Annotated in this window: 11 protein-coding genes; 4 read left to right on the forward strand and 7 right to left on the reverse strand. The window is 66.1% G+C overall.

All coding sequences use genetic code 11. The features are described 5' to 3' along the window. Nucleotides 1–1,224, reverse strand: a complete 1,224-nt coding sequence (locus ACHMW6_RS17250; protein ID WP_395408292.1) for a helix-turn-helix domain-containing protein — start codon at nucleotides 1,222–1,224, stop codon at nucleotides 1–3. Nucleotides 1,225–1,299: 75 nt separating this feature from the next. Between ACHMW6_RS17250 and ACHMW6_RS17255 the strand changes: the two genes are divergently transcribed. From ACHMW6_RS17255 to ACHMW6_RS17265, 3 genes are all read left to right on the forward strand, one after another. After that, complete coding sequence (locus ACHMW6_RS17255) at nucleotides 1,300–2,073, forward strand: DUF899 domain-containing protein (RefSeq protein WP_395408630.1); 774 nt, start codon at nucleotides 1,300–1,302, stop codon at nucleotides 2,071–2,073. Further along, nucleotides 2,060–2,290 (forward strand): hypothetical protein, encoded by a 231-nt coding sequence (locus tag ACHMW6_RS17260; RefSeq protein ID WP_395408293.1) that lies wholly within the window; start codon nucleotides 2,060–2,062, stop codon nucleotides 2,288–2,290. Before ACHMW6_RS17255 ends, ACHMW6_RS17260 begins: the two co-directional genes overlap by 14 nt. Nucleotides 2,291–2,359: 69 nt before the next feature. After that, nucleotides 2,360–4,147: a thiamine pyrophosphate-requiring protein gene (locus ACHMW6_RS17265; protein WP_395408294.1), complete on the forward strand. Its 1,788-nt coding sequence runs from the start codon at nucleotides 2,360–2,362 to the stop codon at nucleotides 4,145–4,147. Here the strand turns inward: ACHMW6_RS17265 and ACHMW6_RS17270 are convergent. Genes ACHMW6_RS17270 through ACHMW6_RS17280 form a run of 3 tightly spaced genes read right to left on the reverse strand, consistent with a single transcriptional unit; the run spans nucleotide 4,144 to nucleotide 7,270 of the window. After that, complete coding sequence (locus ACHMW6_RS17270) at nucleotides 4,144–5,241, reverse strand: porin (RefSeq protein ID WP_395408295.1); 1,098 nt, start codon at nucleotides 5,239–5,241, stop codon at nucleotides 4,144–4,146. The genes ACHMW6_RS17265 and ACHMW6_RS17270 overlap by 4 nt on opposite strands. Then, the gene (locus ACHMW6_RS17275; RefSeq protein ID WP_395408296.1) at nucleotides 5,238–6,143 is read right to left on the reverse strand and encodes an MBL fold metallo-hydrolase; all 906 of its coding nucleotides are present in this window, start codon (nucleotides 6,141–6,143) and stop codon (nucleotides 5,238–5,240) included. Before ACHMW6_RS17275 ends, ACHMW6_RS17270 begins: the two co-directional genes overlap by 4 nt. Next, on the reverse strand, nucleotides 6,140–7,270 hold the full coding sequence (locus ACHMW6_RS17280) for an FAD-dependent monooxygenase (protein WP_395408297.1): 1,131 nt from the start codon (nucleotides 7,268–7,270) through the stop codon (nucleotides 6,140–6,142). Before ACHMW6_RS17280 ends, ACHMW6_RS17275 begins: the two co-directional genes overlap by 4 nt. A gap of 102 nt (nucleotides 7,271–7,372) precedes the next feature. On the opposite strand from ACHMW6_RS17280, the gene ACHMW6_RS17285 reads away from it, so the two are divergent. Beyond that, nucleotides 7,373–8,137, forward strand: coding sequence for an IclR family transcriptional regulator (locus ACHMW6_RS17285; RefSeq protein ID WP_395408298.1), 765 nt, complete (start codon nucleotides 7,373–7,375; stop codon nucleotides 8,135–8,137). Here the strand turns inward: ACHMW6_RS17285 and ACHMW6_RS17290 are convergent. The 3 genes from ACHMW6_RS17290 to ACHMW6_RS17300 are packed head-to-tail and all read right to left on the reverse strand — an operon-like array spanning nucleotide 8,134 to nucleotide 12,495. Then, nucleotides 8,134–9,504 (reverse strand): HlyD family efflux transporter periplasmic adaptor subunit, encoded by a 1,371-nt coding sequence (locus ACHMW6_RS17290; protein ID WP_395408300.1) that lies wholly within the window; start codon nucleotides 9,502–9,504, stop codon nucleotides 8,134–8,136. The genes ACHMW6_RS17285 and ACHMW6_RS17290 overlap by 4 nt on opposite strands. Then, complete coding sequence (locus ACHMW6_RS17295) at nucleotides 9,485–11,065, reverse strand: FHA domain-containing protein (protein WP_395408302.1); 1,581 nt, start codon at nucleotides 11,063–11,065, stop codon at nucleotides 9,485–9,487. Before ACHMW6_RS17295 ends, ACHMW6_RS17290 begins: the two co-directional genes overlap by 20 nt. A 14-nt stretch (nucleotides 11,066–11,079) precedes the next feature. After that, on the reverse strand, nucleotides 11,080–12,495 hold the full coding sequence (locus tag ACHMW6_RS17300; RefSeq protein ID WP_395408303.1) for an efflux transporter outer membrane subunit: 1,416 nt from the start codon (nucleotides 12,493–12,495) through the stop codon (nucleotides 11,080–11,082). Nucleotides 12,496–12,500: the final 5 nt, after the last annotated feature.

Raw genomic sequence — 12,500 nt, forward strand, 5'->3', positions numbered from 1 at the left:
CTAACCGCCCGGCAGCGCGCCAGGGAGTAACAAAGTTGACGGGAATCCGGGTACGGACGGGATAGTCCACCGGCGCGCGGGGCCGCGTCCGAACGAGTGTACCTTGCCGGCCGCCGCCAGCGATTCCAGCGCACGCTGCACGGTACGCGGACTGGAACCGAGCGCGATCGACAGCGCGGAGCTGGACCAGGCCTCGCCGTCGGACAGCAATGCCCGTAGCGCGCCGTGCTCGCCCTCCCCGCCGGGTGGCGCCAGCACGGCGACTTCGCGGTCGCCGCAAGGCGCGAGCACGAAGCCGTCTTTCGTGGCATTGATCTCCGCCATGCCGGCAATCGCGCTGCGCAGGCGGCCAAGCTCGACGCGCAGGCGGGCGCGGTAGGATTCATCGGCTTCCTTGCCGCGGAATGCAGCGCTGACCAGCACATGGCGCGTTGCATCGCCAGGCCAGCATTCGGCCAGTACGCGGGCCAGCGTAAACAGGACCGGGCGGCCGGCCAGTGCAACTACCGCACCGTCGACGCGCACGGCATAGGCACAGGCATCGACAACCACCGTGTCCGATGCAAGCAGGGATTCGACCTCGCCGAGTTGCAGCAGGCGTTGCTCGCCGCGTGCCGTCATGCGCGCCGCGGGCGCAGCCAGCACACGCGCCGCCGCGTCGACTTCGGCCGCCAGCGCGGGGATGCGCGCCTCCAACGCGGCCCGGCGACCACGCGCCAGCGCGTCAGCTGCTGCGGCAGCGTGCAGGCGACGCATTGCGATGCCGGCCAGGGTGAGATCGTGCGCCGCTCGCAGCGCCGGCGGCAGCGGCGCAGGATCGAGTGCGGACAGCAATTTCGAGGCTTCATCCAGCCGACCAAGCAGCAGCAGGCGGCGTGCTTCCAGGTGGCCGGCGTGCGCCGTATTCATGGCGTCGCCATGCGCTTGCAGCGTGGCGCGGGCGGCGGCAAGAGCCCTGGGCTGCCAGCCAAGGTCGCGCGACACCAGCGCGATCTCAGCTTCCGCGACGATGCAGCGCGCACGCGCCACCGCTTCACGCGGACCAAAGGCATGCGCTGCGGCTTTCAGGAGTTCCTTGGCGCGGGACAGGTCGCCCAGCTGCGCCATCGCGATGCCGCGCAGGGCCAGCGCCGGGGCATCCTCGCGCAGGGCCACGCGCTTCAGCGCGCCGAGCAGGTCGCCGGTGGCCAGCGCCCGCGCCGCCGCGGCAATCATCGAATCCATCGCAATCCCGCCAACAATGTCACTCCCACCCTCCCGAGATCCGGCTCTAGTATGCAGATACTACATTCAAAGGAGATCATGATGCACAAAACCGGAACCCGCCAGCAATGGCTCGACGCCCGCCTCAATCTGCTGGCCGCTGAAAAGGATCTGACCCACCGCAGCGACGCCGTCGCGCTGCAACGCCAGCAGCTGCCCTGGGTCCCCGTCGACAAGGACTACCGTTTCGATACCGCCACCGGCCCGGCCACGCTGCAGGAACTGTTCAAGGGCCGCTCCCAGCTGCTGGTCTACCACTTCATGTTCGGCCCGGATTACACGGCGGGTTGCGCCTCCTGCTCCGCCATTGCGGACGGCTTCAATGGCATCACCGTCCACCTGGAAAACCATGATGTGGCCTTTACAGCGGTCTCCCGCGCGCCGATTGAAAAGCTGCTGGCGTTCAGGAAGCGCATGGGCTGGACCTTCGACTGGGCCTCGTCATTCACCAGTGACTTCAACAGCGACTTCAGCGTCTGGTTCAGCGAGGAGCAGCAGCGCGACGGCGGCGTCGAATACAACTATCGCCGCGAACCGCCGTTGCCGGCAGGCGCAGCCGAAGGCATGCGCGGAAGCCCTGTGGGTCATATGGCCAACATGAGCGGCACCGACCCCGTCACCTATATCCGTGACCGCCCCGGCGTGAGCGCCTTCGTGATCGAAGATGGCCAGATCTATCACACCTACTCCGGCTACTCGCGCAGCGTGGACGGCCTGTGGGGCATGTACCAATGGCTCGACCGCGCGCCCAAGGGCCGCAACGAGCAAGGCATCTGGTGGCGCCATCATGACAAGTATGACGCAGCCTAGCCTCGGCGCGTCGGGCGGCGGCGCCGGCAAGCTGGCCCGCCTGCTTGGCCTGGCCGCTGCGCCTACTTTCGCCGCCATGGCGCTGCTGAGCGCAATGGGCGGGGACGCCAACATGATCTGCTCATCCAGCCGCTGGCCGCTGCCGTTCAGCGATATGGTTGCGATGTACCTGCTCATGGCTGTGTTCCACCTTTCCCACTGGCTAAAGCCCCGATAAGGATGCCGACCGTGCGCGCCTGTATGGCGCTTGCGGCCATAATGCGGCCATCGTTGAAAGGAGTGCGACATGGCCACAGTGAGCGACTTCCTGATCTCCCGCCTCGCAGCATGGGGCGCGCGACGCATCTTCGGTTATCCGGGCGACGGCATCAACGGCATCATGGGCGCCCTGGGCCGCAGCAAGGACGGCATCGCCTTCGTGCAGACGCGGCACGAAGAGCTGGCGGCCTTCATGGCCTGCGCCCACGCCAAGTTCACCGGCGAAGTGGGCGTCTGCCTCGCCACATCGGGGCCCGGCGCCATTCACCTGCTGAACGGCCTGTACGACGCGAAGCTCGATCACCAGCCGGTGGTCGCGATCGTCGGCCAACAAAGCCGCATGGCGCTGGGCGGCGACTACCAGCAGGAAGTTGACCTGCTCTCGCTGTTCAAGGACGTGGCGAGCGATTTCGTCCACATGGCCACCTATCCCGCGCAGATGCGCCACCTCGTGGACCGGGCCATGCGCATCGCGCGCGAGCGCCGCACGGTTACCTGCATTATTGTGCCGAACGACGTGCAGGAGCTGGATGCCGAGGAAACGCCGCCGCGCGAACATGGCACAGTGCATACCGGCATCGGCTATACAGCCCATGCGCTGGCGCCGCCAGACACGGAGCTGGAACGCGCCGCGGCCGTGCTCAATGCCGGCAGCAAGGTCGCCATCCTGGCCGGCGCGGGCGCTTTGCACGCCACCGACGAACTGATCGCCACCGCCGAACGGCTGGGCGCCGGCGTCGCCAAGGCGCTGCTGGGCAAGGCTTGCGTGCCGGATAACCTGCCTTACGTCACCGGCAGCATCGGTCTGCTGGGCACGAAGGCCAGCTGGGACCTGATGAACGGCTGCGATACCCTGCTCATGGTCGGCACGGCCTTTCCTTACTCGGAATTCCTGCCCAAGGAGGGCAAGGCGCGCGCCGTGCAGATCGATGTCGATGGCCGCATGCTGAACCTGCGCTATCCCGTCGAAGTGGGTCTGGTCGGCGACAGCGCGGCCACCCTGCGCGCCCTGCTGCCTTTGCTGGTGCAGAAAACCGATACAGGCTGGCGCGAGCATGTCGAGGAGCAGGTCGCGCGCTGGTGGCGCGTCCTGGAAGGCCGCGCGATGAACGACGCCCATCCCATTAACCCGCAGCGCGTATTCTGGGAACTGTCGCCGCGCCTGCCGGACAACTGCATCCTGACCTGCGATTCGGGCAGCGGCGCCGGCTGGTTCGCCCGCGACCTGCGGCTGCGGCGCGGCATGTCCGCTTCGCTGTCCGGCGGCCTGGCCACGATGGGCTGCGCCGTCCCCTATGCGCTGGCGGCCAAGTACGCATGCCCCGAGCGCCATGTGATCGCGATTGCCGGCGATGGCGCGATGCAAATGAACGGCATCAATGGCCTGATCACGCTGGCGCGCGTCTGGCGCGAATGGGGCAATGGCAAGCTCACGGTGCTCGTGCTGAATAACGGCGACCTGAATATGGTCACCTGGGAGCAGCGCGTGATGGCGGGCGATCCACGCTTCGTACCCTCGCAGGCGCTGCCCGACTTCCCGTATGCGAAGTACGCCGAAATGCTGGGCTTGCGCGGCCTGCGCATCGAGCGCCCCGGCGACGTCGCCCCCGCCTGGGACCAGGCGCTCGCTTCCGACGTGCCGACGGTGGTCGAAATGGTGACCGATCCCAACGTGCCCCCGCTGCCGCCTCACGTTTCAGCCAGGCAGGCCATGGCCTATGTGCGCGCCATGTTCGGCGGCGAAGCGGATGCGACGGCTGTCGTCACCGCATCCATCAAGGAAGTCTGGGAAGGGCTGTTCCCTCCCAAGTCCTAGAACAGCTGATGCACTCCCAGGCGCAGCGCAGTCTGCGTGCGGCCGGACGCGTACCCGATCGAGTTGATGGCGGCAACAGCCCCGGCGCCGGAAGCGCGCTGCAGCACCGCCTGCGCATAGACTGATGTGCGCTTCGACAGCGAATACACATTATTCAGCGTGAACTGGTCCCACCGTATGCCGGCCAGCGTGCTGCGCGACAGCGCCACATTGACGGAGAAGCGCTGCCATACCGGGAAGTTGACGCCCAGCTCGCTGCTCTTCATCGTGGCTTCCGCCGCGCCAGCGGTTATCCGTGTTTGCACGTGTAGCGCATGCAGTACGGCCCACTCGGCAACATAGCTTGCGCTGGCGCCGATGCTGCGTACCCGGTCCGCGGCAAGCGCGGAGTACAGAGGCGCCGCGGCAGGTCCGGAAATAAGCGTGCGGCCCAACAGGCTGCGGATGCCCGTGGTCTGGCCCAGCGTGAGAGCGCGATTGCGCACATCGCTGAGCGCCACGGCGGCCCTCAACGGCCCCTCGACATAGTTCGCGCCAAGGCTGAACGCACGATTGCGGGCGCTGTCGCCGGCCTGCTCGCCCGGCGCCAGCATCGCGCCCAGCGTCGCTCGCGCCATCGGCGTGGCGACCAGCTTCACGGCGTTGTCGTAAGCGCCCGCATTGGTCAGGTCATCGATGTTCCCGGGATGGAAAGCGTAGAAGGTTCCCGCCACGACCGCGTTGCTGTTGCGCGCCACCATATCGAACATGAAATTGTTCTGCCGTCCAAAAGTCAGCGTGGCGTAGCGGTTGCCAAGTCCCACGTAGGCCGCGCGATTGAATAGCTTGTTCGGATTGAGTTGGGCGCCGGTATCGGTAAAGAATCCGGTTTCGAGCTGGTACACGGCCTTGTAGCCTTCGCCCAGGTCTTCCTCGCCGCGAACGCCCAGGCGGTCCGGCTGCATATTTCCGCTGCCGACCAGGGCGACGTGGCCGCCGCCCAGGTCATTGACCTGCGTAACGCCGGCATCGATGCTGCCATAGAAGACCGGCCCGGCGGCATGCGCCAGTGCCGGCGCGGCGGCTGCCACCGCGGCCAGGATGCGCGCCCTCATTCCTTCACCTCAGTGCGGCTGACCGTCACTTCCTGGCCGACTTCGAAGGTCATCAGGTCCTCGCCAACCATCAATGGTCCGGCGTAAGTGCTGCGCGTGCGCCGCTCCAGCTCCGCCTCGGTGACGCCGAACAGCACGATATGGGAATACACGGCCATGCGCGGGGCGGCCTTGCTGAATACGCGGCCCGCATCTTCCGGCGTAGTGTGGATGCCGACCACATTGCGCACCACCGGCGACGTGCGCATCTGCTGTTCCGAGCCGGCCGCCACTTCGTGAACCAGCAGGTCAACGCCCTTCGCGCGCTGCACCAGAGCTTCCGAATATTTCGTGTCGCCGGACAGCACCACGCTGCGGCCGGCATAGTCGATGCGGTAGCCATAGGCCGGATGCACGGGACCATGATCGACTTCGAAGGCGGTGATGGTCACGCCATCCTGCTCGTAGACCACACCCGGGCCAATATCGGCCGCCTTCACGTTCGAGCCGGGATTCTGGTCCAGGCGGATGCGGATGTCGAAATCGAAGGCCTTGGCGATGTGTTCCATCATATTGCGCGTGCCCGCCGGTCCCCACACGTGCAGCGGCGACTTGCGGCCGCGCAGCCAGCCGGTCAGGTAGAGGTCTGGGATGCCGATCGTGTGGTCCGAATGCAGGTGAGTAATGAACAGCTTGTCCACGTCCGCAAACGGAATGCCCAGCGTGTGCAGGCGCTGCATCGGGCCGCGGCCAGCATCGAACAGGAACTTGCGGCCGCCCGCTTCAACCAGGATCGAGGGGCCAAAGCGCTTCGTTTCCGGCAATGGGCTGCCGGTGCCAAGCAGGTGCACACGCATTTCGCCCGCCCAGGCGCTGCAGCCGATTGCCAGTAGCGCGGCGGCCAGAATGGTCCGGGCCTTCATCGCGCCACCTGCCACGCGTCGTAGCCATAGACCCAATCCGCATTGCCACCCTCGCGCAGCCAGTTATTGCCGCGCGAGCCGACCTGGATGCGGGAGGCGCGCTCGATGCGCAGCGACTCGTAATGTTGCAGCGCGGCCGGGATATCGCCCGGACGGCGCGCATGCTCGAGAGAACAGGCCAGCACGACACCGTCTTCGATCGCCATGCCCGCGCCCTGCGCCATGAAGGGCATCATCGGATGCGCAGCATCGCCCAGCAGCACCATATGGCCCTTAGTCCATGCCGCAAGCGGGTCGCGTTCGTACAGGGCCGTCTTCAGGACTTCGTCGCATGCTTCGAGCAGCGCGCGTGCATCGGGATGGTAGCCCGCATAGCTCTCGCGCAATTCCTGCACGCTGCCCTGAGTGGTCCAGGATTCGAGATGCCAGCTTTCCTGGGCGGTGGTGGCGAAGATGAAGACATCCTTGCCGGCGTTCAGCGGGAAAGTCACGATCTGGCTCTGCGGGTTGGGCCCCCACCATTTGGTGAATGCGCCCAGATTGGGCAGGCCGGCCACGCGCTCTGCCGGAATCACGGCGCGGAAGGCCACCACGCCGGTGAAGCGCGGCTGCTCCTTGCCGAACATCGCGCTGCGCACGGCCGAATGGATACCGTCCGCGCCGATCAGCAAATCCACATCATGGCGGCTGCCATCGGCAAAGGCGACGCTGGCGCCCTGCTCCCACGCTTCGATGGCCTGCACATGCCTGCCGAACAACACGCGCTCCGCCGGGAAGGCTTCCGCCAGCGCTGCCAGCAAATCCGCGCGGTGGATGGTCAGCTGCGGCGCGCCGTATTTTTCCTCGGCCGTGTCACCCATCGCCAGGCGCGACGTCTCCTCGCCCGTATCCCAGGTGCGGCTGATGCGGTGCGTAGGCCGCGCCGCCGTGCGCCGCACCGCCGCGCCAACTCCAAGGCCGTCCAGCGCCCGCACGGCATTCGGCGTCAGATTGATATCGGCGCCCACGCGCAGGAAGGCCTTCGACTGCTCGAACACCACCACGTCATGGCCCATTTTGCGCAGCGCGATCGCTGCCGCCAGGCCGCCAATACCGGCGCCGGCCACGCCTATCTTCAGGTTTTCCATCTGTCTCCTCCTTTTTGCAAGCTGATGGATTGACTATAGACCCGGCATTCCGCCATGTGCTATTTTTGTTCAATCTGTTCAATTTTGAACATTGGAGGATTAATGGACGATGCAAAGAACGGCGCCGTGGCACGCGCATTCCGGCTAATGGGCTATGTGGCGCAAGGCGGATCCACGACCAATCTCAGCGAACTGGCGCGCCAGGCCGGTATCAACCGCATCACGGCCGCGCGCCTGCTGGCAACGCTGGAGGAAGAAGGCATGCTGGAGGCACTGCCGCAAGGCGGCCACCGCATCGGCGTGCGCTTCCTGGGCCTGGCCGCCGATGCGCTGGGCCGCGATGACCTGATCGGCCACGGACGCAGACTGGTCGCGCTGCTCAGCAAGCAGGTGGGCTGGTCCGGTTATATGGTCGAACTGGACGGCCCGCATGTGGTCTATCTGGTGCGGGAAGTACCGCTGACGCCATTGGTCAGCAATATCCGCCCCGGCAGCCGCCTGCCGGCCTACCTGATGGCGCCGGGCCGTGCAATCATGGCGCGTCGTCCCGAATCCACCTGGCGCGCCATGTTTGACGCAGCACAGGGCGATGCGCGCGCCGGCCGCATGAGCTACAAGGAGCTGGTGGTCCTGCTGAAGGAAGCGCGCGGCCAGGATTGCGTCTGGAGTTTCGGTAAATTCGAGAGAGGCATCGATGCCTGCGCCGCGCCCGTGTTTGATGCCGGCGGCGAAGCCATTGCCGCCATCAGCGCGGCCGGCCCGAGCTACCACCTGGCCGAACAGCCGGCGCAGAAAGCGGCGATAGAGACGGCCGTGAGGACCACGGCTGCCCAGCTGTCGCAGCTGCTGGGATTCGTGGGCGCTTAGCCGCCGATATTGCGGAACGGGTCAAGCGCCAGGTCGATCAGGCGGCGCTCGCGGACGACAATTTCGGCGGTGGCCGTCATGCCGTAGCGCAGCGGGTAAGCGATGTCGCCGATCTGGTAGCGGTCCTGTTCCAGCGTGACGCGGCCTTCGTAGACGGGCTGCTTGTCCGCCCCGGAGGGCTTGGTGGCGGGCGAGATGAATTGCAGTGTGCCGCGTATCAGCCCATAGCGCTGGTAAGGGAAGGCGTTGAATTTCAGCTGGACCGGCAAGCCCTCGCGCAGGAAGGCGCGGTCGTGTTCCGCGATTTCGATTTTGAGGATGGGCTTCGCATCCTTGGGCGCGATGCCGCCGAGGGGCGCGTTGGCCTGGATCTTGTCGCCGGGCTGGGTGGAGGTGACGTCGGTGATCACGCCATCGACCGGGGCGACGATCAGCAGGAAGTTATCCTTGTCGATGTTTTCGAACTTGATGCGGGCGGCCGCTTCGGCCACCAGGCGCGCGGTCTGGACTTGCAGGCGCAGCTTGTCTTCCGCGTTGGCGACCTCGCGGTCGGCCGCCTCGGATTGCAGGCGCAGCTTGGTCAGTTCCTGGCCGCTGGTTTCCAGCTGCGACTTGGCCTGCGTCGATTCCAGCGACTGGCGCGCCGTCAGTTCGGCGAGCCGCGACTGCGCCACGCGCAGCGCATTGTCCGCGGCCATCAGGGCATTTTTCTTGCCTTCCACCTGCAGCTGCGAGACGCCGCCACCGCCCGCCATCGCAAACAGCCGGGTGTACTTGTCCGCTTCATCCTTGGCCGCATCGCGCGCCCTTTTCGCATCCTCTACATTGGTGCGGGCCTCCTGCTGCTGTGCCGCCTGGGCGCCGGACAGCTTGCTCGTGCCTTCGGCGATGCGGCGCTGGTGCTGGCGCTCCTCGACTTCGGTCGCTTCCTTCAGCGCAGCGGCGCGGCGCTCCATCAGGGCTTTTTTGTCGGGAAATTCCTTCCAGTCCCGCTCCGCATCCTCCAGTTTCAGCCGCGCTTCCAGGGCGTTGCGGGCGGCCTCGATGGCGCCGCGCGCATACAGGCGCGCCACCACGTCGCCCTTGTTCACGGGCTGGCCTTCAGCGATATAGATATTTGTCAGCTCGCCGTCGATCGGGGCGTACAGCCGGCGCACATCGGACGCGGGCACCAGTGACCCGCCGGCCGTCACCAGCACGTCGGCGTGCCCGAAGAACGACCACACCAGCCCGACCACGACCAGTGCGAACATGGTGTACACCGTGGCCTGCGTGTAGCGCCACGGATCTGCCGTCAGAATGGCAATGCCTTCGGCGCTGTGTTCTTCCAGCGCTTCGGTCAAGGGCTTAAGGGCTTGCTGGTTCATGGCCTGGCTCCCCTCCCGCTAGGGCAAGTTTGCGCGCATCGCTCAGCGCGGCGGCGTAGGCGTCGCGGAATTCCGGCACGAAGGAAGACATCGTGACGAAGGCGCGCTGGTGCGCCTCGTTCTGCTCTTCCCACTGCTTCAGGAACTGTTTGATCCTGGCGCCATCGGCGGCATCGCGCACCGGCGCCTGGGCGCCTCCACGCGCGGTGACGAAGCTTTCCAGTTGGACGATCCAGTCCAGTTCCGCCAGCAGGGGCGTGATGTCCGGATTGTTGTGCGCCTGCTGGCGCATGCTCGCCACTTGCGCGGCGGCCGCGGGATACTGGCGCATTTTCATCGACGTGATCCAGCCCGGCAGGCTCGCCTTGAGCTGGGCTTCCAGCGCCAGCGCCCGCAGCTTGCGGTTATCCGGCGCGTCCGCCAGGGCCGCGTTGGCGACCAATGCCGCCTGCGCGTTGTTGCCGCCGGCAAGCAGGTTGGCCGCTTCCCGTTCGGCGCCGCCGATTTGCGACAGGGCCCAGGCCAGCAGGATGACTACGGCCAGCGCAGCGATGGCCATGGTGCGGGCGCGGCGCATGTCCAGGTCGCCCTTGCCACCCAGTGCCTTGTAAAAGCCCGACAGCATGACGGCGGTCTTGCCTTGCGGCTGGACTGCCTCGGCTTGCGGCGTGCCCGCTGCATCGGCCGCGTCGGCGGCCGGGTCCTTCGCGGCGGGGGCATCGACGCAGAAGATATTCAGGAAGGAATCCGCAGCCGCTACAAATGTGGTCTTGTCGTCATTCCCGCCCTGCATGCGGCGCGTAGTCAGCGGCACGCCGAGCTGGGTCAGGGTCGGATCTACCGGCAGGCTTTCCCACTCCATGCTGACCTCGTAGACGAAGTGGTGCCCGCCGAACGCCAGCACATCGCCCTCGTGCAGCGCCACCGCGTGTTCTTCCAGCCGGTCGCCGCCGACGAAGGTGCCATTGGTGCTGCCCAGGTCTTCCACATAAGGCTCGCCGCCCTTGAGGAAGATGTGCGCGTGGCGGCGCGACAGGTAATGCACCTGGGCCGGATCACTGTCCTTGTAGCGGGCGAAAGTATCGTCCGCCTTGCTGATCATGAAGGGGAAATCGCTGACGACGATGGCCTGCAAATCATTGCCGTCGTGCTGCGGCGTCAGCGTGAGGCTGATCAGCCGCGTGCGCTGGGCCTGCACGGCGGCCGACTCCAGCTGCACACGGTAGGACAGCGCCTTGCCCAGCCCCAGCACGTCGCCGCTCTTCAGCCGGACGATGGCCTGGCGTACCGGCGCCCCATTCACCGTGGTGCCATTCTTGCTCCCGAGGTCGGCCAGGTAGACCGCGCCATGCTCGCAGAAAATCCGCGCATGCCGCCGCGACAGGCTGGACGCCAGTTCCGGCGGGTAGGACGCAAACGGTTCCTCCGTCCGCCCCACGGCGAACAGCAGATCATGAATATGGATGGTGTTCAGCTCCGGATGCGAGACCGGCTCCAGCACGATCATCAGCTGGCGCCCCGGCGAGGGACGGGCTGGAGCAAGCACGGTATCGGGCGCCATGGCAGCCATATTCCTCAGTTGCGCCCCGCGTTACGCACATCCACCGGAGGCCAGCCGCCGCCCAGGGCCTTGTACAGCGTGACCGTGTCCGCCAGGATTTGCTGGTGGATCGCCAGCAGCGCCAGTTGCGCCGCCAGCAGAGAGCGTTCGGACTCGAACACTTCGAGCTGGGTGACGATGCCCTCCTTCAGTTGCGCCTGCACTTGCGCAGCCACGAGGGACAGCCGCTGCGCCTGTTCCTGCAGTTCCGTACGCTGGCGCCGGTGCGCATCGAGGTTGACCAGTGCATTCTCAACTTCTTCGAAGGCCCCGATCACAGTGCGGCGGTAAGTCTGCTCGGCCACCTCCGTCTGCGCTTCGCTGGTCTTGATGCGCGCCTTCACTCCCGGGTCGAAGATCGGAAAGTTAATGCTGGGGAGCAGGCCGAAGGTGAACGACTTCATCAGCGAACTGAGTGCAAAGCTGGCCGTGCCGCCATGCCCCGTCATGCTCACGGACGGCAGCTGAGCCAGCTTGGCCTGGCCGACGAGGTCATAAGCGACCAGCACGCGGTATTCCGCGGCCACGATATCAGGGCGGCGTTTCAGCAAGTCGGACGGCAAACCCTCAGGCACCTCCGGCAGGCTGACGCGCTGGCGGAGGGAACCTGGCGGCACCTTGAACTCGCCCGCCGGCACGCCCAGCAGGGTCGCAAGCGCATTGCCGGCCAGCGCGCGCAGGCGCGCCAGCTCGATCAGGTCCTTGCTCATGCGGTTGATTTCCGCGCGCTGCTGCAGCACACGCGTTTCCGGCACCAGGCCGTTCTGCAGCATGGCATCGTAGGTGGCGAGGATCTGCTTGTTCTTCGCCAGCGCCTCTTCCTGCTGGCGGATCTGCTCGTCGAACTGCAGGATCTGGAAATACGTGGTCGAAACGTCGGACACCAGCGTCAGGTAGCCTGCGCGCCAGTCCGCTTCCGAGGCGCGGAATTCGGATGTCTGCGCTTCCACCCCCTTAGCCACCTTGCCCCAGATATCGATATCCCAGTTGACCTGCGTGCCGAGGTTGAATGTCTTGCTGAATTTCTGCCCCGTGCTCTTTTCGAAGCTGGCGCCGGCGCCGGCATCCATCGTCGGCAAGGCGCCGGCACGGGCTTCCTCGATTTGCGCCTTCGCCACACCGGTGCGCGCAGCCAGGATCTTCAGGTCGAGATTCTGGCCGAGGGCGCGGTCGACCAGGCCATCCAGGTAGGGATCGCGGAATTGCTTCCACCAGTCCTGCTCGATGATGCGGGCCGGCGCCACAGGCAAATCCTTCTGGCTGGACCAGGCCCCCTTGGCCGGCATATCCGGCCGCTGGTACGGTTTTTGGCTGACATCGGCGCAGGCGCACAGCAAGGTGGCTGCTGCGGCGGCCATTGTCCGTTGATACATCGCGTTAGTCATTTTCATAATGC

Origin of the sequence: Pseudoduganella sp. UC29_106 (assembly GCF_044055365.1) — a bacterium.
GTDB lineage: Bacteria > Pseudomonadota > Gammaproteobacteria > Burkholderiales > Burkholderiaceae_D > Rugamonas.